General features: G+C 72.4%; 18 protein-coding genes. 9 read left to right on the forward strand and 9 right to left on the reverse strand.

Features of this window, described 5'->3' with window-relative positions:
* Positions 1-97 precede the first annotated feature (97 nt).
* Positions 98-1,693 carry an exonuclease domain-containing protein gene (locus SJY14_RS14200; protein ID WP_396599211.1) on the reverse strand — a complete coding sequence of 532 codons (1,596 nt, stop codon included), beginning with the start codon at positions 1,691-1,693 and terminating at the stop codon, positions 98-100.
* A gap of 155 nt (positions 1,694-1,848) precedes the next feature.
* Between SJY14_RS14200 and SJY14_RS14205 the strand changes: the two genes are divergently transcribed.
* The 7 genes from SJY14_RS14205 (at position 1,849) to SJY14_RS14235 (ending at position 8,976) form a co-directional block, all read left to right on the forward strand.
* Entirely contained in the window at positions 1,849-2,535 is a 687-nt protein-coding gene (locus SJY14_RS14205) for an MOSC domain-containing protein (RefSeq protein WP_071255296.1), read from the forward strand.
* Positions 2,536-2,607: 72 nt separating this feature from the next.
* Complete coding sequence (locus SJY14_RS14210) at positions 2,608-2,964, forward strand: PRC-barrel domain-containing protein (protein ID WP_055970943.1); 357 nt, start codon at positions 2,608-2,610, stop codon at positions 2,962-2,964.
* A 158-nt stretch (positions 2,965-3,122) separates the two neighbouring features.
* Positions 3,123-3,701 (forward strand): hypothetical protein, encoded by a 579-nt coding sequence (locus SJY14_RS14215; RefSeq protein WP_083396177.1) that lies wholly within the window; start codon positions 3,123-3,125, stop codon positions 3,699-3,701.
* Between the two features lie 121 nt (positions 3,702-3,822).
* Positions 3,823-4,494, forward strand: a complete 672-nt coding sequence (locus SJY14_RS14220; protein ID WP_071254991.1) for a YcnI family protein — start codon at positions 3,823-3,825, stop codon at positions 4,492-4,494.
* Entirely contained in the window at positions 4,491-6,017 is a 1,527-nt protein-coding gene (locus SJY14_RS14225; protein WP_396599212.1) for a PepSY-associated TM helix domain-containing protein, read from the forward strand. The genes SJY14_RS14220 and SJY14_RS14225 overlap by 4 nt, the downstream gene beginning before the upstream one ends.
* A 178-nt stretch (positions 6,018-6,195) precedes the next feature.
* Positions 6,196-7,710 (forward strand): MFS transporter, encoded by a 1,515-nt coding sequence (locus SJY14_RS14230; RefSeq protein ID WP_396599213.1) that lies wholly within the window; start codon positions 6,196-6,198, stop codon positions 7,708-7,710.
* Between the two features lie 96 nt (positions 7,711-7,806).
* Positions 7,807-8,976 (forward strand): acyltransferase family protein, encoded by a 1,170-nt coding sequence (locus SJY14_RS14235; RefSeq protein ID WP_396599214.1) that lies wholly within the window; start codon positions 7,807-7,809, stop codon positions 8,974-8,976.
* Positions 8,977-9,003: 27 nt separating this feature from the next.
* On the opposite strand, the gene SJY14_RS14240 is transcribed toward SJY14_RS14235, so the two are convergent.
* Together SJY14_RS14240 and SJY14_RS14245 are read right to left on the reverse strand one after the other, a co-directional pair.
* Positions 9,004-9,606 carry a response regulator gene (locus SJY14_RS14240; RefSeq protein ID WP_396599215.1) on the reverse strand — a complete coding sequence of 201 codons (603 nt, stop codon included), beginning with the start codon at positions 9,604-9,606 and terminating at the stop codon, positions 9,004-9,006.
* Positions 9,603-10,826: a sensor histidine kinase gene (locus tag SJY14_RS14245; RefSeq protein WP_396599216.1), complete on the reverse strand. Its 1,224-nt coding sequence runs from the start codon at positions 10,824-10,826 to the stop codon at positions 9,603-9,605. Before SJY14_RS14245 ends, SJY14_RS14240 begins: the two co-directional genes overlap by 4 nt.
* Before the next feature lie 131 nt (positions 10,827-10,957).
* Between SJY14_RS14245 and SJY14_RS14250 the strand changes: the two genes are divergently transcribed.
* Positions 10,958-11,899 carry an ABC transporter ATP-binding protein gene (locus tag SJY14_RS14250; protein WP_396599217.1) on the forward strand — a complete coding sequence of 314 codons (942 nt, stop codon included), beginning with the start codon at positions 10,958-10,960 and terminating at the stop codon, positions 11,897-11,899.
* Between the two features lie 34 nt (positions 11,900-11,933).
* Complete coding sequence (locus SJY14_RS14255) at positions 11,934-12,722, forward strand: ABC transporter permease (protein ID WP_218141825.1); 789 nt, start codon at positions 11,934-11,936, stop codon at positions 12,720-12,722.
* A 70-nt stretch (positions 12,723-12,792) separates the two neighbouring features.
* On the opposite strand, the gene epsC is transcribed toward SJY14_RS14255, so the two are convergent.
* The 6 genes from epsC to SJY14_RS14285 all read right to left on the reverse strand — a co-directional run bounded on the left by epsC (position 12,793) and on the right by SJY14_RS14285 (position 19,238).
* Complete coding sequence (epsC, locus tag SJY14_RS14260; RefSeq protein ID WP_071254984.1) at positions 12,793-13,347, reverse strand: serine O-acetyltransferase EpsC; 555 nt, start codon at positions 13,345-13,347, stop codon at positions 12,793-12,795.
* Position 13,348: 1 nt separating this feature from the next.
* Positions 13,349-14,287: a cysteine synthase A gene (gene cysK, locus SJY14_RS14265; RefSeq protein WP_071254983.1), complete on the reverse strand. Its 939-nt coding sequence runs from the start codon at positions 14,285-14,287 to the stop codon at positions 13,349-13,351.
* Between the two features lie 273 nt (positions 14,288-14,560).
* Positions 14,561-15,583, reverse strand: a complete 1,023-nt coding sequence (locus tag SJY14_RS14270; protein WP_071254981.1) for a hypothetical protein — start codon at positions 15,581-15,583, stop codon at positions 14,561-14,563.
* A gap of 225 nt (positions 15,584-15,808) precedes the next feature.
* Positions 15,809-17,506: an FAD-binding oxidoreductase gene (locus SJY14_RS14275; RefSeq protein WP_369825287.1), complete on the reverse strand. Its 1,698-nt coding sequence runs from the start codon at positions 17,504-17,506 to the stop codon at positions 15,809-15,811.
* Entirely contained in the window at positions 17,503-18,462 is a 960-nt protein-coding gene (locus SJY14_RS14280; RefSeq protein WP_396599218.1) for a lysophospholipid acyltransferase family protein, read from the reverse strand. The genes SJY14_RS14275 and SJY14_RS14280 overlap by 4 nt, the downstream gene beginning before the upstream one ends.
* On the reverse strand, positions 18,459-19,238 hold the full coding sequence (locus SJY14_RS14285; protein WP_396599219.1) for an SDR family NAD(P)-dependent oxidoreductase: 780 nt from the start codon (positions 19,236-19,238) through the stop codon (positions 18,459-18,461). The genes SJY14_RS14280 and SJY14_RS14285 overlap by 4 nt, the downstream gene beginning before the upstream one ends.
* Positions 19,239-19,332: the final 94 nt, after the last annotated feature.

Genomic DNA, 19,332 nt, shown 5'->3' on the forward strand with positions numbered 1-19,332 from the left:
AGCACCCGACCAGCTACCCGGGTGGCCGTCACTCGACACCGAAGACCATCTCGAGGACGATCCCGCCCTCTAGGAACGGTCTCGTGCCTCCTGAGCGTCAGGCCGCGGTGCGCGAGCGCCGCGAGCGGGCCAGCACGAACGGCAACTGCGTCTCGTCGACCACGGGGACGCCGTAGCGCAGGGCCTTCCGCACCTTGCCCGACGGCCAGGCGACGTCCGCCGCGACGACCAGCGACGTCTCGGTCGTGACCGCCGGCCAGACCACCAGTCCGGCCCGCTCGAGCGTCCGCGCGAGGGCGTCCCGGCCCTGACTGAGCGATCCCGTGAGCGCGACGTGCGCGCCGGGTGCCAGCGGACCGACGTCGGGGCGGGCGAGGCTCGGCGTGCGGGGCTCGGACGGTGCGCCGAGGGACTCGTCGAGCCCCTCGATGACCTCGAACTCGTCGAGCTCGTCGTCGTCCGCCGGCCGGGGTGCCCGCTCGAGCACCGACGGCACGAGGGCCGCGTCGCGGCGGTGCGGGGCGATGCCGAGCATCTCGGCCACCGCGTCCACCTGCCGACGCTCGTCGTCGGAGAGCACGTCGCGTGCCCACACGGTCGAGACGAGCGAGGCGAAGTAGCGGTCGTGCAACACGATCCGTGACGGCTCGTCGAGGTCGAGTTCGGCGGCGAGGGTCGCGAGGTTGCCGGCCTCGTCCGTCGAGAGGTAGCCGTCGGACAACGCCTTGTCGAGCATCGCGGCGTACTGGTTCTGCCGACGGTCGAGGTCGAGCTGGGGCAGCAGCTCGGTCGCCCGCTCGAGGAACCGCGGTTCGGCGGGCGCCGGCTCGACGGACAGGCCGTACACGTCGCGGTCGAGGTCGAGGTCGACCGGGCCCGTGAGGTGCGTGCCGCCCGTGGGACTCGCCGGGGGCACCGCCGCAGGAGCGGCCGGCGTCACGGCGCCGGAGGCCGAGAGGACCGCGCCTGCCGAGGGGACCGGCGCGAGCTCGGGCACGCGGGCGACGCGGCGCCGGGACCGCCAGGCCGCGCGGCCGGGACCGTGGCCTCCGTCGTCCGCCCCGCCCGCGCCTCCTGCGTACCGGGGGTGCGGGGTGGACCGCGGCGTCTCGGCCGTCGGCCACTGCTGCAGGGCGGCGTAGCGGCCCCAGTCCTGCCACCAGGCCGACTGGGCGTCACCCATGCGCAGATAGGCGGACACCAGGCGGGCCGTCGCGATCGCGTCCGCGAGCGACTCGTGGGCGACGGAGAGGTCGACGTCGATGGCCGCGCAGCAGTCGGCGAGCGTCCGGCCGGCACCGGGCAGGTAGGTGGGCGCGAGCTTCATCGTGCAGAGGGCGCCCGCACCGTCGGGCCCGAGCGGCGAGACCAACCCGAGGCGCGCGAACTCGGCCGCCAGGAACTGCGCCTCGAAGCGGGCGTTGTGCGCGACGACGACTCGCCCGCGCAGGCGGTCGCAGAGGTCGTCGACGACGTGCTCGAACCGGGGCGCCCCGCGCACGTCGGCGCTGCGGAGTCCGTGCACGTGGATGGGTCCGAGGTCACGCGAGGGGTCGACGACGGTCTCGAACGACGCCTCGACCTCACCGTGGGCGTCGAGGTGCACGATGCCGATCTCAATGACCCGATGGTGACGCCCGGGCCAGAGTCCGGTCGTCTCGACGTCGATGACCGCGTAGCCGCCGTGAACCATGTCATCCCTTTCGTCGGGGCGAGCCTGGCAGGTTGCCCGATGGGCAGCCAGCCCGCAATCGGGTGACACCCGTCGTGGGGCGGTGGGGGGACGCGGGGTCAGGAGGCGCGGGTCGGCGCTTCCCGTCGGTCGCGTCGTCCGCCACGATGGAGGACATGACCGCCGCCCCCGCCTCCGTCACCGCTGCGACCGGCTCCGTCACGGCCGTCTGCCGGGTGTCCGCCCTGCTGCCCGACTCGGGCACGATCGGCGTGACCGCGATCGACAAGCGTCCCGTCGACGGGCCCGTGCACGTGCGGCCGCTCGGCCTCCGCGCCGACGTGCAGGCCGACCGCAAGCATCACGGCGGTCTCGACCAGGCGGTGTACGTCTTCGCCGACGAGGACGCCTCCCACTTCGCCGAGTTGCTCGGCCGCGAGGTGACGCCCGGGCTGTTCGGCGAGAACCTGCGGACGTCCGGGATCGACGTCACCGGCGCCGTGATCGGCGAACGCTGGGCCGTGGGCGAGACCCTCGTGCTCGAGGTCACCAAGCCACGCGTCCCGTGCGGCACGTTCGCCCGACGCCTGGGCGAGAGCCGGTGGGTCAAGCGGTTCTACGCCGAGGGCCGTCCCGGCACCTACCTGCGGGTGGTGAAGGCGGGGCCCGTCCGGGCGGGCGACGGGGTCGCCGTGCTGTCGCGGCCGTCGCACGGGGTGACGATCGGAGAGGCCTTCACGGGGCTCGAGCCGGACCGGGCCGAGGCCCTGCTCGCGGCCGTCGACGGACCCGACCGCCTGCGGCTCACCGACGAGGTCCGGGGCTTCGCCGAGAAGGCCCTGCGAGGGCGCGTCCCCGCCTGAGCGCGGAGGGACGCGCTCCACTACCCTCGACGACGAGGGCCCGGACGGGGCCCGCGCCAGAGGAGGCACCCCATGTTCGAAGCCGAGAACATCCGCGACTGGATCGGCATGCCCGTCGTCGACCCCGACGGCGACAAGGTCGGCTCGCTCGAGAGCATCTACTTCGACACCGCCGCCGACCAGCCCGCCTTCGCCACGGTGACGGCCGGCATGCTCGGTCGCTCGCGCCTGGTCTTCGTGCCGTTGCAGGGCGCAGTCGTCGCCCCGAAGCACCTCAAGGTGCAGTTCGCCAAGAAGCTCGTCAAGGATGCCCCGTCGATCGAGACCGACGGCGAGCTCGAGGCCGCCCGCGAGCCCGCCGTGTTCGAGCACTACGGCCTCGTGTACCAGACCGGCGCGGCCGGCGAACGGCGCCTCGGCCGCCGCTGACCGCGGCACCGTCTCCGCCCGAAGGGCCCCGCCGAGTCGGCGGGGCCCTTCGGCGTCCCCGGCCCGGCCCGGTCCGGCCCGGTCCGGTCGCGCCCGACGCGTCCACTACCGTGAGAGGGATCGTCGGGAGGACGCAGGTGCAGGGACGTCAGGAGCGCATGGCGCGCGCCGTGCTGTCCGCCGGCGTCGGCACGTGCGTGACGGCCGCCGCCCACGCCGCCGGGGGCGGGACGTTCCCGCCGCCCCTCTTGTTCCTGCTCGTCTTCGTGCTCGGCGTCCTCGCGTGCTTCGGCCTGGGCGGGCGCCGGGTCACCCTGCCCCGCCTCGTGCTCGCCGTCGGCGCCGTGCAAGGCCTGCTGCACGCCCTCTTCTCGATGGCCGGCGCCATGGCAGCGCCCACCACCTCGGCGACGACGGGCGGTCACGGGCACCTGCACGATGCGGCCATGGTCATGCCCGGCGACCTCGGCGACCACGACGGCTCGATGGTCGGCTCGCACGTCGTGGCCGGTCTCGTGACCATCGCGTCGCTCCGCCTCGGCACGGCGGCGGTCCGGCAGCTCGGGCGGGCCCTCCTCGTGCGACTCGTGACGCTCGTGGCCTCCGTCGTCGCCCTCGAGATCCCTCACCGCCCCTCGGGCGTGCCCCGCGTCGACGACGCCCCGCGACGCCCGGTCTCCCTGCGGCTCGCGACCTCCCGCGTGCTGCGTGGGCCCCCGGCCGCCGCGACGACCTAGCACCCGCGCACCCTCCGACGGGCGTGCGCGGTCTCGACGTCCGACTGCGCCCTCCGAGGGTGCGGTCCGTCGCCTCCCGCCACCCGCGTGGTCCCGCCACGCCTGCTCGAAGGACTTCCCCATGCGCTCCCGCGCCCTCGCCACCACCTGCATCGCCGGCGCCGCCGGCCTGACCCTCGCCCTGACCACCCCCCTGTCCGCCTCCGCCCACGTCGAACTCGACGCCTCGGCGACCACCCCCGCCACCCTCAGCGTCCTGACCTTCGCCGTCGGCCACGGCTGTGCCGGCTCGGCCACGACCTCGCTCGCCATCGACTTCCCCGCCGGGGTCCAGGCGATCACGCCCACGGTCGCGCCGGGGTGGACCATCACCGAGACGAACGACGACACCGGCTCGACGGTCACCTACACGGCCGACGTCCCCCTGCCCGACGGCTACCGCGACACGGTGCAGGTCTCCGCACTGCTTCCCGTCGACGGGGAACCCGGCGACGTCGTCGCCTTCCCGACCCTGCAGACCTGCGAGGTCGGGTCGACCGCCTGGGACGAGCTGCCCACGGACGGCGTCGAGCCCTCGTCGCCGGCCCCGGCGCTGACGCTGACGGCCGCCGAGCCGGCGACGGACACCTCGGCCGCGGACGTGTCCGGCACGACCGACGTCGTCGCGGCGGCCGCCGACGCCCCCGTCGACTCCCTGGCCCGCGGTCTCGGCCTCGCGTCCCTCGTCGTCGGCGTGGTCGCCGTCCTGCTGCTCACCGTCGCGCTGCGTCGTCGGGGCGGTGACGCCCGATGACCGCCACCGGCCACGCACGGCCCGCGGCGGCGTCGACGGCGGACCCGACGGGCGAGCCGTCGTCCGCGAACCGGCCCGCGCCTCCTCCGGTCCCGACGAGCGCGCCCGCGCGAGGTGGCTGGTTCGCGCCGATGCTGCTCAGGTTGCACTTCTTCGCCGGGGTCCTGGTCGGGCCGTTCGTCCTGGTGGCGGCGCTGACCGGCGCCGCCTACGCCCTGACGCCGACCCTCGAGCAGGTCGTGTACGACCGCGAACTGCACGCCCCGGTGTCGGGGGACGCCCTCCCGCTGGCCGAGCAGGTCGCCGCGGCCGACGAGGCCGTCGGCGACGCCGGAACGCTCGTCGCGGTGAGACCGGCCCCCACGCCCGGCGACACCACGAGGGTGATGTACACCGGCGACGACCTGATCGAGGGGCAGACGCGGGCGATCTTCGTCGACCCGGCCACCGCCGAGGTCCGTGGCGACCTGCCGGTGTACGGCACGAGCGGCGCACTGCCGTTGCGCACGACGATCAGCGACCTGCACCGCAGCCTCGGGCTGGGCGATGCCGGACGGCTGTACAGCGAGCTCGCGGCCAGCTGGCTCGGGATCGTCGTGCTCGCCGGGCTCGGACTGTGGATCGGTCGCTGGCGGTCGGCCCGGAGACGGGGCCGGACGACCCGCGACCTGCTCCGGCCGGCACCGCGCAGCTCGGGTCTCCGTCGGACCTCCTCCTGGCACGCCTCGACGGGAGTCTGGCTGACGGTGGGCGCCCTGTTCCTGTCGGCGACCGGCATCACGTGGTCGCAGTTCGGCGGCGCGAACGTGACCTCCCTGCGGTCGGCGCTCAGCTGGACGGCACCGACGCTGCCGACGGCGGTGGGCGAGTCGGTCGCGGACGGCGCGGCAGCCGGGAGTGCGGCAGCCGGGGGTGCGAGCGACCCGCACGCGGGCCACCACGGTGCCGCGACGCCCGGCACGGCAGCCGTCGACCCCGCGTCCTTCGACGCCGTGCTGGCCGTGGCCCGCACGGTCAACGTGAACACCGGTCTGGTCGAGATCGAGCCGCCGGCGGACGCCGCGAGCGCGTGGACCGTGACCGAGATCCAGCGGAGCTTCCCGACCGAGGTGGACGCCGTGGCCGTCGACGGCGCGACCCTCGAGGTCGTGGGGCGCACCGACTTCGCCGACCACCCGTTCATGGCGAAGCTGGCCCGGTGGGGCGTCGACACCCACATGGGGTCGATGTTCGGCCTGCCGAACCAGCTGCTCCTCGTCGCCACGGCGCTCGGCATCGCGGCCATGGTGGTCTTCGGCTACGTGATGTGGTGGCAGCGGCGGCCGACGCGGGGTGGCTCCTCACGGGCGCTGGTCGGTCGACCGGCCCCCGCAGGAGCGCTGACCCGGGCGCCGTGGTGGGGGCTCACGCTGGTCGTCGCCGCCGGGGTCGCGGTCGGGGTGTTCCTCCCGCTGCTCGGGGCGAGCCTCGTCGCGTTCGTCCTGCTCGACGCCATCGTCGTGGTCGCGCGCACCCGGAGCTGAGCGACGGGGGTGCGCGCTCGAGTGCAGAACGTGCAAAAATCAGGAGGCGCTGGTCGGTGACCAGCGCCTCCTGCGTCCCGCGCACGCCCCGACGCCGCCGTCACGCGCTCCGGCCTCGTGCCGCCCCACGCCCCTCGCCTCGCCTCACGGCCCGTGCCGCTGCCCGAAAGGCTCCCCCATGACCGACGCCTCCGCCGCTCCCTCGACCCGCGCCTCCTCGGCGTCCTCGCCCGGGGCCGGCCCCGGCCAACCCGCCGGCGTGCCGCGTCACGCCTGGTACGCCCTCGTCGCCCTGCTGCTCGGCATGTTCATCGCCCTGCTCGACACGACGATCGTCAACGTCGCCCTGCCGACGATCCGCACGACGCTCGACGCCTCGGAGTCGACCCTGTCGTGGATCATCTCGGGGTACGCCCTCGCCTTCGGCCTGGCTCTGATCCCCGCCGGACGCATCGGCGACCGCATCGGGCACAAGTGGGTCTACTTCACGGGCGTGCTGCTCTTCACGCTCGCGTCCCTCGCCTGTGGCCTCGCCCAGGACGACACCCAGCTCGTCGTGTTCCGCGTCGTGCAGGGTCTGGCCGGCGGCATCTTCGTGCCCGCCGTGACGGCGTTCATCCAGTTGCTGTTCCCCGGTCGCTCGCGCGGCAAGGCCTTCGCCATCATGGGCGCCGTCATCGGCGTCTCGTCCGCGCTGGGCCCGATCATCGGCGGCCTCATCATCCAGGCGTTCGGCGACGAGAACGGCTGGCGTCTCGTCTTCTACGTCAACCTGCCGTTCGGCATCATCACCCTGATCGCCGCCGCGGTGCTGCTGCCCAAGCGCGACGAATCGGTGCCCCGCCCCGACCGCGGACTCGACTGGATCGGCCTCGTGCTGGTCTCGGGCGCCTTCGTCGCCCTGCTCGTGCCGCTGATCCAGGGGCAGGACGAGGGCTGGCCGCTCTGGACCTACCTGACCATCGCCGCCGGCGTCGTGCTGCTCGCCCTGTTCGGCCTGTGGGAGGTCGTCTACACGAAGCGCGGCAAGACCCCCCTCGTCCCGCCGAAGCTCTTCGCCCACCCGTCGTTCACCGGGGGCGTCGTGCTCGCGCTCGTCTACTTCGCGGCCTTTACCAGCATCTTCTTCACGATCTCGCTGCTCTGGCAGTCCGGACTGGGTCACAGCGCGCTGGCCTCGGGCGCCGTGGCGATCCCGTTCGCGGTCGGCAGCATCATCAGCTCGTCGCAGAGCAACCGCATCGCCGCCCGACTCGGGCGCGGCGTGTTGATCCTCGGCACGGCGCTCGTCACCGTCGGCCTCACCTGGATGTGGCTCGTGCTCGTCACGGTCGACGCCTCCGACCTGACCAACTGGATGCTCTTGGTGCCGTTGCTGCTCGCCGGCCTCGGCAACGGCTTCTTCATCGCGCCCAACGTGCAGTTCATCGTGGCGACGGTCGACCGGCAGGACGCCGGCTCGGCCAGCGCCGTCATCTCGGCCATCCAGCGCATCGGCTCGGCCGTCGGCATCGCCATCATCGGCAGCGTGCTCTTCGGGACGCTGACCATCTCGGGCCGCACGCCCGCCGACGTCGCCACCGGGTTCACCGACGCGGCCGCCCACGCCATGCTCGTCAGCGCGATCTTCGCCCTGGCCTCGTTCGTGCTGGTGTTCGCCCTGCCGCGTCGCGTCCCGCAGCAGCGCGGATGACGCCGTCGGGGAGCTGACCACGAGCGGGTGGGGCCGGGATGCGAACCCGGCCTCCTCGTTCGGGCGGCACCAAGAAACGTGAGGCACACTGCAACGATGCCCGCAGCCCTGCCGACCACAGAGCCGACCGTCCGCCCCGTCTCGACCACCCGTCGAGACCGGGTCCTGCCGCTCGACGGCCTGCGCACCCTGGCCATCGCCCTCGTCGTGCTGTACCACCTGCACGTGCCGGGTTTCGGCAGCGGGTTCGTGGGCGTCAACGTCTTCTTCGTGTTGTCGGGCTACCTGATCACCACCCTGCTGCTGCGCGAACACGCCTCGACGGGACGCATCCGGCTCGGCCGGTTCTGGGTCCGTCGCCTGCTGCGGCTCTACCCGACGTTGCTCGCCGTCGTCGTGGTCGGCGTCTCCCTGTGGTGGCTCGTCGGAGACTACCAGGGCTCGACGCTCGGCCCCGTCGGGGCCGCCGTGATCGCCCTGACCTACTCGGGCAACATCGCCCGGGCCTTCTTCGACACCTCGCAGGGCGTCTTCGCGCCGATGTGGAGCCTGTCGATGGAAGAGCAGTTCTACCTCGTCTGGCCGCCGGTGCTCGTGCTGCTGCTCGCCGTCGCGGTCAGGCGGAAGGCCCTGGTCGCCGGACTCTCGGTCGTCGTCGTCGCCTCGGCCGTCGCGACCTGGTTCCTGTACGACCGCCCCTCGGGCAGCGCGACCCCCGACATCTACTTCAGTCCCGTCCTCAACGTGGCCCCCCTGTTGATGGGCTGCGTGCTGGCGATCGTCCTGCGGTCCGACCGCGTGCGGGCCGCCCTGGCCGGCCGCTGGGGTGCGCTGGCCACCTGGCTCGGGCTCGCCGGAGTCGTGGGCTCGTTGTTCGTCATCGGATCGGGCTGGCAGCAGAACGTCCTGACCTTCGCGGTCGCCCTGCCCGCGGTGGGCCTCGCCTCGATGCTGTTGATCGGCGGGCTCGTCACGGCGTCGTCGCCGGTCGCCTGGGTGCTGTCCCTGGCCCCGGTCGCCTGGTTCGGACGTGCCATCTCGTACCCGCTGTACCTCTGGCACGTCGTCTTCATCGCGCTCGTCGAGCCGTACGTCCAGGGTGCCCTCGGCGTCGTCCTCGTGCTCGCGGCAGCGATCGGCACGTCGGTGCTCTCGCACCACTTCGTGGAGAAGCCCGCCCTGAAGCTCAAGGGGCGATTCGAACCTCGCGAGCCGCGCCGCGCCTCCTCGTCCGTCGCGCGCGACCGCGAGCTCACGAACGCCTGACCCGGGGGCCGCACCCGGCACCGAGTGTCAGAGCCAGCCGCGCTCGCGCGCGACCCGGGCGGCGGTGTGCCGGGACGAGCTGCCGGTCTTCTGCATGGCCGACGACAGGTAGTTGCGGACCGTGCCGGATGCGAGGTGCAGCCGGGCGCTGATCTCGCGAACCGAGAACCCGTCGGTCGTCAGGCGCAACGTGTCGAGCTCGCGCTCGGTCAGCGGGCAGTCGTCCATCATCGCCGACGCCGAGATGTCGGCGTCGATGTAGCGACGGCCGCCGTGCACCTGCACGATCACCCTCTCGAGTTCGTCGGGATCCACCGACTTCGGCAGGAATCCCCGCACCCCGGCTCGGAGGGCCCGCCGGAGCACGCCCGGACGACCGTGACGGGTGAGCAGGACGACCGCCTGGTCGGGTCGTTCACCCAGGATCGCGATCGCCGCGTCGATGCCGTCCATGCCGGGCATCTCGAGGTCGAGCAGCACCACGTCGGGCTGGTGGAGGGCGGCGAGCGCCACGGCATCGGTGCCGTCGGCCGCCTGGGCGACGACCTCGACCGTGTCGCTCAGGTCGAGCAGGGCGGCGATCGACCGACGCAGCAGGGTCTCGTCGTCGGCGAGAAGCACCCGGATCACGCGCGCGACCGACCGGTCGACGTCTCCCGTGCCGCGCCCGACCGCGTCGTCGCCGTCGCCGTCGCTGTCGCCGTCGGTCGAGCCGCCTCGGCGGCTGCCGCACGGGCCTCGACCCGGAAATCCCCGCCGGCGAGCCGGGTGGTCACCGTGCCGCCGACCGCGCCGAACCGTTCGCCGAGGCGGGCCAGGCCGCTGAGCCCTCGCATCGGTTCGGCCGCGCCGTCGTTGACCACCTGGACCGACTCGGGGCCGAGCACGATGGTGACGCGTTCGGCCTGGGCGTGACGCAGCAGGTTCGTGGTGGCCTCGCGCACGACGTGACCGAACAGGTCGTCGGCCGGGTGTCCGACGGGAGGGACGCCCGTGACCTCGAGCTCGATGCCCGCAGCGCGGATGAGCTCGGTCGAGTTGGCCAGTTCGCCGGCGAGCGTGAGGGTGCGTTCGCCGTAGGCCAGACGGCGGGTCTCGGCGATGGTCTGCGCGATCAACTGCTCGGCCTCGCGGAGGTGCTGGCGCGCGGCGGCGGGGTCGCGGTCGAGCGTCTTGTCGGCCAGCTGCAGCTGCAGGCGACTGACGTGCAGGGCCTGCCCCTGGATGTCGTGGAGATCCACCGAAAAGCGGTACCGCTCGCGCATCACGGCGAGCTCGGACTGCGTCTCGCGGGCGAGGTCGATCTCGAGGTACAGGTCGAAGGCGTACCGGTTCAGGCGACAGACGCCGTACATCGCGAGCACGGCGAGCACGACGGCCACGATCTGAGCCACCAGCACGGGCGGATCGTCGGCCGAGGTGAGCACCACCGGCACCAGGGCGAGCACGAGGCCGGCGACGAGCCAGCGCGGCGCGGCGAGCGGCGCGGTCGTGGTGACGTAGCCGAGCGTGATGCCGAAGAAGAACAGCACCACGAAGTTCTGCCCGCCCAGGAGCACCGTCAGCCAGAGACCATACGACGTGAACAGGGTGGAGACGGTCAGCCACCACGGGCCTCGGCGCTCCCAGAAGAACGACTGAGCGGTGACCAGCGCACCCACGGCGCCGACGGCGGCCACGAGCGTGGGCGAGGCCCCCTCGACGACCAGGATCGTGCCGAAGACCACCGTGTAGAACGCGGCCAACCCGACGAACGACCAGGTCACGTATCGCCGCATGCGCGCCAGAGGTGGCAGTCGGGAGCCCGTGACGAGGCTCGCGGTGCGAGCGGGCAGCGTACGGCGGGGCATGGACCCACGCTAACGGAGTGCCCACGCGGACGGGCCTGCCCGATGTCACGCCTGCACGTGACCGATGTCACACGGAACTGGTGGCGCGGTGGCACTACGACGGCTGCGCCGAACGCGAGATCGTCGATGCCATGACGAACTCCACCGACACCACGCCCCGACCGGCCGTCACCCGCGATCCGGCGGAGGAGGCCGACACCGTGATCTCGACGCGGGGCCTCACCTGCTCGTACGGTTCGTTCACCGCGGTCGACGGCGTCGACCTCACGGTGCGTCGAGGTGAGCTGTACGCACTGCTCGGCACCAACGGAGCCGGCAAGACCACGACCCTCGAGGTGCTCGAAGGTCATCGTGAGGCCACCAGCGGCACCGTCCAGGTGCTGGGGAGCGACCCGACCGACCGTCGCCGCACGCGCCCCCGCATCGGCATGATGCTGCAGGACTCCGGCCTCGCCCCTGAACTGACCGTCCGCGAGAGCGTCCTGCTGTCGGGGGCCGTCTCGGGGCGCGACGACGACGTCGACCGGGTGCTCGGCCTGGTCGGCATCGACCACAAGGCCCGCGCCCGTGTCGCCCAGCTGTCGGGCGGCGAGCGCCGCCGCGTCGACTTCGCCGCCGCCGTCTGGGGCACCCCCGAGCTGGTCTTCCTCGACGAGCCGACGACCGGCCTCGACCCGGCTGCCCGCGACGCCCTCTGGGCCGTCGTCACCGGACTGCGGGAGGCGGGGGTCACCTTCGTCCTGACGACCCACTACCTCGAAGAGGCCGCCGAGAACGCCGACCGCATCGGCCTGATGCACGCGGGCACGATCCGCCGCGAGGGCACGGTCGCCGACCTGACGGCCGGGAGCACGACGAGCATCCGGTTCGTCGCCCCCGCGGCGATCGACGACCTGCCGTTGCCGATCACCCGCACCGAGAACGATCTCGTGGTCGTCGAGACCGACGACGCCCAGCGGGACGTCGCGACGCTGCTGCGCTGGGCGGCCGACGCCGACCACACCCTGGCCCGCTTCACCGTGCACGAGTCGGGACTCGACGACGTGTTCCGTGACCTCAGCCGCGCCTCCTGAACCCCTCGATCCGCCGTCCCCGAAAGGACTCCTCATGACTTCCGCCGTCACCGCCTCCCCCGCCTCGACGGGTCCGACCGGGCCCGTGGGTACCTCTCCCTCCGGCTCGAAGCGGTCGGGTCCGGTCGCCATCGGCGTCGCCGAGTTGCGCATGCTCGTGCGCAACCGCACCGTCGCGCTCTCGGCCCTGCTGTTGCCCTTGGCGTTCGGAGCCGGCACGTTCCTGTTCGACGTCTACGGCACGGGCGGCATGCTCGCGGGCGTGCAGATCGTGGGCATGGTCGGCCTCGGCGTCTACATCACCGCGACGACGACGCTCGCGGCCCGTCGACAGTCGCTCTACCTGAAGCGACTGCGCAGCGGCTCGGTGGGCGACGCCGGCATCATCGGCGGACTCGTGCTGCCCGCCATGGCGGTCAGCCTCGCGCAGCTCGTGATCGTGCTCGGGGTCCTCGCCGTGCGCGAACCACCGGTGAACCCGGCGTTGGTGATCGCCGCCGTGATCATCGCCGAGGTCATGTTCGCCGGATTCGCGTTCGCGACGGCCGGCTTCAGCACCTCACCCGAGCACGCGCAGTACACGACCATGCCGATCTTCATGGTCACGCTCGGCGTCGCCATCTGGTGGACGCTCACCGGTGCCGACGACCTGCTCTGGCTGAAGCGGCTGCTGCCCGGAGGCGGACTCATGGAGCTCGCCGTGCTCGCCTGGAACGGCGGCGACCTGTCGGTCGTCCCGGTGCTGCTCGCCCCCACGCTGGTCTGGGCCGCGCTGGCCGTCGTCGCGGGGATGCGACTGTTCCGCTGGGAGCCTCGCCACTGAGCCGGACTCGCCGTTGAGGCGGGCTCGACGCTGAGGCGGGCTCGCCGCGCAGGGCCCGGTCGGGGCAGGCTCAGGCCTCGGCGCGCGGCCGGGCGATCGCGGGCACGCCCACCGCGACGGACCCGGGCGGGACGTCCTTCGTCACGACGGCGTTGGCCCCGACGACGCTGCCGCTGCCCACGGTGACGCCGCCGAGCACGGCGGCCCCGGCACCGATCATCACGCCGTCACCGACGGTGGGGTGTCGGCGGCCGAGCGCGCCTCCTCGTCCCTTGCCGCCGAGGGTCACGCCGTGGAAGATCGTGCAGTCGTCACCGACCACCGCCGTCTCGCCGATCACGACGCCCATGCCGTGGTCGATGAACAGGCGGGCCCCGAGGCGCGCCCCGGGGTGGATCTCGACGCCGGTCAGCGTCCGGGCCACCTGCGAGAGCAGACGGGCGACGAACCGTGAGCCGAGGAGGCGCGGTGCCGGCCCCGCACGCCACAGTCGCGAGGTCACGCGGTGCGCCCACACCGCGTGCAGGCCCGAGTAGACCAGAGCGGTCTCGACGCGTCCTCGGGCAGCCGGGTCGCGCCTCCGGACGGTGTCGAGGTCTTCGCGGAGGCGGGCGACCAGCTGCACCCTAGGCGTCCGCGAGGTCCTGGAACAGCACGGTCGACAGGTAGCGCTCTCCGGTGTCGCAGACGATCGCGACGATGCGCTTGCCGGCGTTCTCGGGCCGCTTCGCGATCTCGAGTGCGGCGTGGACGATGGCGCCGGACGAGATGCCCGAGAGGATGCCCTCTCTCGTGGCCAGGTCGCGCGCGACGCGCAGGGCGTCGTCGAGCTGCACGGGGAACACCTCGTCGATCTGCGAGCGGTCGAGCACCTCGGGCACGAAGTTCGCCCCGATGCCCTGGATCTTGTGCGGCCCGGCCTTGCCCTCGCTCAGCAAGGGCGAGTCGGCGGGCTCGACGGCGACGACCTTCACGCCGGGGACCTTCTCGTGCAGCACCTGGCCGACGCCCGTGATCGTGCCGCCCGTGCCGACGCCCGCGACGAAGAAGTCGATCTTCCCGTCGGTGTCGCGCAGGATCTCGGGTGCGGTCGTGCGCCGGTGGATCTCGGCGTTGGCCCGGGTCTCGAACTGCTGCGCCCAGATCGCGTTCTCGGTCTCGGCGGCGATCTGCTTCGCCCGCTCGACGGCGCCCTTCATGCCCTCGGGGCCGGGGGTCAGCACGATCTTCGCGCCGTAGGCCTTCATGACGGTGCGTCGTTCGACGCTCATCGTCTCGGGCATCGTGACGATCACCTGGTAGCCGCGGGCGGCGCCGACCAGGGCCAGCGAGATGCCGGTGTTGCCGCTCGAGCCCTCGACGATCGTGCCGCCGGGCTTGAGGTCGCCGGACGCCTCGGCCGCGTCGACGATGGCGACGCCGAGGCGGTCCTTCACGCTGGCACCCGGGTTGTAGAACTCGAGCTTGGCCAGCACCTCGGCCCCGCCCTCGGCGGGCAGCGAGTTGAGCTTGACGAGCGGGGTGTTGCCGAAGGCCGAAGTGATGTCGGCGTGGATTCCGGGCATGCGCGGGTCTCTTCCGTGAACGGGTCTCTGCGGACGGATCGATGCTCATCTTAGGCAGCCGCCCTGCGCCGTCCCCCTGTGCGTCCTCGAGCGACCTGTGCGTCCCAGCCCGCCAGCCCGCCAGCCCGCCAGCCCGCCACGATGTAAACATCCCGCCACACAATCCGATGGCGTTCTGTTTACTTCGTGGCGGCGTGCTTCCTTCCCCCCGGCCCGCCCTGGCCCGACCCGGCGCAGCCATGCCCCGCCCCGCCTGGCGCCGCGCACCGCACGTCATGACCGACGCCGCAACGACACACCGAGGTCTCGCATGATCTGCGCGAGTGGTGCGCGCTCCCGGACGTCGTCGGCGTCGCATCGGCCGATGCGAACGACCTCGCCCGTGCGGGTCAGCCGCCTCTCTCGTGCCTTCTCCGCCTTCACCACCGCTGACGGAGCCAGACCGCCTCGCACCGCCGCGTGGTCGTATTTGACCTTGCCGTCGAACTCGAGCACCGAGCTGCCGAACACGAAGTCGCATCTGCCGGCCAGGCCCTGCGCATCGTGGAACTCGACCTGCAGCGACGGAGCCGGGGCTCCGATCTCGAGCAGCGCGACACGGCACAACGACTCACCACCGTTCTCGGCCCAGGGCGAGGCGAACGACGTCACTCGCCGACCGGCCTCGAGCCCACGCACCCCGGCCGCCGAGTCCAGGCGCGACGAGAGCTCGTCACGGACGGCGGCCGCAGCGAGTTCGACCCGGGCACGGTGCTCCTCGTACGTGTCCCGGGTGCTCGATCCTCGCCACCCGAAGCATCCGGCCCGCTCAGCCGCTCGACGGAGAACCGCATCGGCGCACAGCACACCGTCGGCGAACGGACGGCCACGGGCGATGTCGACGGTCGTGCGCGTCTCGGACGTGGTCAGCACGCCCTCGACCTCGACGACGTCCTCAGCGTTCGTCGGGCCCGGATGTCGGACCACGCGCTCGCTCGTCCGCACCCGATCCCGACGCGGGTCCAGGACGTGGACCCGCGTCCCCGCACCTCGGACGGAGGGCAGCCCGAGGACTGCCACGGCCGACTCGTGCGACACGACGGTGCCCGGAGGCATCCCCGCCAGGACGGCACGGACCCTGACGAGCTGACGGTCGCGCGCCGACAGCTGGGTCCAGTCCTCGCTGGTCACGTAGGCCCCGGGATGCACCCGGACGGCAAGACCCCGCCGGGCGTCCCGCCTGAGCGCTTCGGCCTCGCGACTGTGGGTGCCATGGGTCGACACGAACGTGATGGCGGGCAGCGGTTCCGACGACATGCCCCGAGCGTCACGCACCGATTGTTGGCCCGCTCGTGAGCGCCCGTGGCCTGTGGAGGCATCACGCCGTCCGACGTCTGTGCCCGAGGTGTCGCCGACACCGCCTCGTGCATCACCCCGCCACGAAGTAAACAACCCGCCACACGTTTGCGTGGCGGGTTGTTTACTTCGTGGCGGGGTGGGCCGGCGCGGGAGGCGCGGCAGCGCGGGAGGCGCAGCGCGGGACTACGCGCCCGTCACCTTCCCGGGGTTGAACACGCGTCCCGGGTCGGCCGAGTCGAACAGCCCCTGCATGACGGCCACGCCCTCGGGCGAGACGTCCTGCGCGAGCCACGGCTGGTGCTCGAGCCCGACGCCGTGGTGGTGCGAGACGGTCGCCCCGGTGTCGATGAACGCCTGCTGGATGGCGTGCTTGACCACGTCGTACTCGGCCTCGGCGTCGTCACCGTGCTCGAACGCGAAGGTGAAGTACAGGCACGCCCCCGAGTGGTACGAGTGCGACAGGTGGCCCATGATCCAGCCCTGCTTGCCGATGCTGTCGAACGCCTGGTTCGCCGCGGCGTAGACGCGCGACGAGACGAGGCGCAGCTTCGACCAGGGGGCGGCGGTCTCGGAGACGTCCGCCGCGCCTCCGTGGTCCATGAAGAAGTCGCGCAGGTAGGGCGTGTCGAACTTCTTCTGGTCGTAAAGCTTGCCCGGCCCCTTGCCGACGCTCATGCCCTTGTTCGCCTTGACGATCTTGGCGACGGCCTTCTGGGTGTGGGCGACGTGCTCGGGGCTGCCCTCGTAGCCGATGAACGACAGGCACATGGCGTCGACGTCCCAGCCCTTGGCCTTCAGGATCGTCGGCAGCAGGTCGGTGACCTTCTGCGAGATGCCCTTGCCCGGCTTCGAGGTGGCGAACGAGAACGCCGTCTCGTGTGCGTCGCTGACGCGGGTGACCGACGGGTGCGCGTCGCTCTCGGCGATGGCCTGCATGGCGGCGAGGCCGTCGTGCCACGACGGGAACAGGTAGGCGAGGATCTCGCGCTTCTCGGGCAGGCGGTGCACCTGGGCGGTGACCTCGGTGATGACGCCGAGACGCCCCTCGCTGCCGATGATCATCTCGCGCAGCGACGGACCGGTCGACGCGCTCGGCACAGCGCGGATCGAGAGCACGCCACCGGGGCGCACGACCCGCAGGCCCTTCGTGATGTCGGCGATGTCGCCGTACTTGTCGCTCTGCATGCCCGACGAGCGGGTGGCGACCCAGCCGCCCATGGTCGAGTGGGTGAAGCTGTCCGGGAAGTGCCCGAGGGTCCAGCCGCGGGCGTTCAGCTGCTCTTCGAGGTCGGGGCCCTGGCCACCGGCCTGGATGCGCGCCAGCCCACCGTCCTCGTCGATGTCGAGCACCTTGTCGAGACGGCCCATGTCGAGCGAGACGACCGTGCGCTCTTCTGCGGGCAGGGGCTCGAGGCTGCCCACGATGTTGCTGCCGCCGCCGAACGGGATGAGCACGACGTCGCTGGCGACGGCCAAGTCGACGATCTGCTGGATCTCGTCCTCGTCGGCGGGGTAGACCACGACGTCGGGCACGCGGTCGAGACGCCCCGCACGGATGCGGATGAGGTCGCGGATGCTCTTGCCGTAGGTGTGGACGACCCGGTCGTGGTCGTCGGTGACGACCTGGCCGTCGCCCACGATCTGGACGAGCGAGTCGAGCACCTCGGTGCCGGCCCGGGAGGCGGGCACGTCGAGGTCGTCGAACGAGAGGCCGGTGTCGTGCCCCTGGGACAGCTCGACGCCCACGATCTTCTTGACGAAGGGGGCGAAGGCGGGCTTGTCGTCGTGGTGGAACGCGACGCCCTCGACGCCCCAGCCCCACCACTTCATGTGCTTGACGCCGTCGACGGCGGAGCTCTTCTTCTGTTGGACGTCGGTCACGGGCGTTCTCCTTCGAGCGGGTCTGACGAGCCCAGGATGCGGGCGGTGTTGGCGTCCTTCAGACGCAGGATCTCGGTGCGCACGCGCGTCGAGAAGTCGGTGACGGACTCGCCGTCGTGGGGCCGCATCGGGTCGCCGAACGCGACGCCGACGGGAAGTCGGCCGGGCCGGGGCCAGCTGCGCCCTCGGGGCTGGGCGATGTTCGCTCCGATCAGGGCGAGGGGGACGACCGGCACGCCGCAGGCGGACGCGAGCGCGGCGGCACCGGGCTTGAACGCGGCGACCGTGCCGTCCTTCGAGCGCGTGCCCTCGGGGAACACCAGCACGGGGTAGCCGCGCTGGAGCAACGACCGAGCGCTGACGGTGGGCTGCCCCTGGCGCCCCCGGGCGGCCGCCTTCGCCGCGGCCCGCCGACGGGCGGAGCTCTGCGGCGTCGACCCCGCCGACGCACCGGACGAGGAGGCGCGGGTCGCGTCGACCGCGGAGGCCGGCGTCCCCGAGCCCCGCTGCACCGGGAACGCGTTGAAGAACAGTTCGGTCAGCTGACGGCGCCAGGGCACGTCGAAGAAGTAGTCGGCCGCGGCGCCGGTGGCGAGGTACCGCGCCAGCTTGCGGGGCAGGGCGCCGAGGATGAGCGGGGCGTCCAGGTGGCTCGAGTGGTTGGCGACGACGATGAAGCCGCCGGTGAGCCCCTCGACCCGGTCGCGGTCGATGACCGTCACGTCGGTGATCGACCAGATGGTCGGCTTGAGCAGCATGCGCTGCGCGACGTAGCGGGCCATCGCGTGCCGCCGCGAGCTGAAGCGGTCGCGGACGTCGCTGGCCACACCGCCGGCGCGCTGCGCGACGTCACCGGCACGGTGGGCGACGTCGGCGCGGACGTCGTCGACCCGCTGGGCCACGGCGTCGAGGCGGGCGTGCTCGCGGCGTCGCTCCCCGTCGTTCTTCGCGCTCACTGCTCCACCGGCTTGCGGCGGCTCGACGAGATGGCAGCCGACGCGGCGCGGACGGCGCCCTTCGGAGCGTGCCGGACCAATCCCATCAGCACCTTGTACCGAAGCGTGGGCATGGAGATCACCTTGCCTTTGTCGACGTCGCGCAGGCACGCGACGACGAGTTGTTCGGTGCTGAGCCACAGGGCGTTGGGTATGGACGACGACTTTATGCCGGCCCGCTGATGGAACTCCGTCCGCACCCAGCCCGGCAGCAGGGCCGTGACGCCCACCCCGGTGCCCTTGAGCTCGACCGAGAGGCCCTCGCTGTACGACGTCACCCACGCCTTGATCGCGGAGTAGCTGCCCATGGCCATCAGGCCCGCGGTGCTCGACACGTTGACGATGCGGCCGCGGCCGCGCTCACGCATGGACCGGGCGGCGGCACCCGAGAGGACGAGCACGGCCCGGCACATGACCTCGAACGCGAGGTCGTGCGCGGCGACGTCGGTGGAGGTCAGCGGGGTGTGCATGCCGAAACCGGCATTGTTCACCAGCAGGTCGACGGGGCGGGTCGGATCGGCCAGCCGTTCGGCCACCCGGTCGACGTCTCGACGGTCGCCGAGATCGGCCGCGAGCACCTCGACGTCACGGCCGAGCGCGCGCAGAGCGGTCGCCGTCTCGTCGAGTCGGGTGAGGTCACGCGCGACCAGGACGATGTCCCAGCCGCGCACGGAGAGTTGGCGGGCGAATTCGGCTCCGATGCCGGACGTGCCCCCGGTGACGAGCGCTACAGCCATGCCGCTTACGATACGGTGCTGAGAGCAGACTGCGCGCATCGAGACCCGTTCGAGGCCCTTCTCGCCTCGTCCATTTCTGCCCCGGAGGTCCACC

Source organism: Frigoribacterium sp. R86507, from assembly GCF_044597695.1.
Lineage (GTDB): Bacteria > Actinomycetota > Actinomycetes > Actinomycetales > Microbacteriaceae > Frigoribacterium.

Excerpts from the sequence above, each read along its gene's own strand:
- SJY14_RS14200 (WP_396599211.1), bottom strand. The coding sequence starts at position 1,693 with ATGGTTCACGGCGGCTACGCGGTCATCGACGTCGAGACGACCGGACTC.
- SJY14_RS14205 (WP_071255296.1), top strand. The coding sequence starts at position 1,849 with ATGACCGCCGCCCCCGCCTCCGTCACCGCTGCGACCGGCTCCGTCACG.
- SJY14_RS14210 (WP_055970943.1), top strand. The coding sequence starts at position 2,608 with ATGTTCGAAGCCGAGAACATCCGCGACTGGATCGGCATGCCCGTCGTC.
- SJY14_RS14215 (WP_083396177.1), top strand. The coding sequence starts at position 3,123 with ATGGCGCGCGCCGTGCTGTCCGCCGGCGTCGGCACGTGCGTGACGGCC.
- SJY14_RS14220 (WP_071254991.1), top strand. The coding sequence starts at position 3,823 with ATGCGCTCCCGCGCCCTCGCCACCACCTGCATCGCCGGCGCCGCCGGC.
- SJY14_RS14225 (WP_396599212.1), top strand. The coding sequence starts at position 4,491 with ATGACCGCCACCGGCCACGCACGGCCCGCGGCGGCGTCGACGGCGGAC.
- SJY14_RS14230 (WP_396599213.1), top strand. The coding sequence starts at position 6,196 with ATGACCGACGCCTCCGCCGCTCCCTCGACCCGCGCCTCCTCGGCGTCC.
- SJY14_RS14235 (WP_396599214.1), top strand. The coding sequence starts at position 7,807 with ATGCCCGCAGCCCTGCCGACCACAGAGCCGACCGTCCGCCCCGTCTCG.
- SJY14_RS14245 (WP_396599216.1), bottom strand. The coding sequence starts at position 10,826 with ATGCCCCGCCGTACGCTGCCCGCTCGCACCGCGAGCCTCGTCACGGGC.
- SJY14_RS14250 (WP_396599217.1), top strand. The coding sequence starts at position 10,958 with ATGACGAACTCCACCGACACCACGCCCCGACCGGCCGTCACCCGCGAT.
- SJY14_RS14255 (WP_218141825.1), top strand. The coding sequence starts at position 11,934 with ATGACTTCCGCCGTCACCGCCTCCCCCGCCTCGACGGGTCCGACCGGG.
- cysK (WP_071254983.1), bottom strand. The coding sequence starts at position 14,287 with ATGCCCGGAATCCACGCCGACATCACTTCGGCCTTCGGCAACACCCCG.
- SJY14_RS14270 (WP_071254981.1), bottom strand. The coding sequence starts at position 15,583 with ATGTCGTCGGAACCGCTGCCCGCCATCACGTTCGTGTCGACCCATGGC.
- SJY14_RS14285 (WP_396599219.1), bottom strand. The coding sequence starts at position 19,238 with ATGGCTGTAGCGCTCGTCACCGGGGGCACGTCCGGCATCGGAGCCGAA.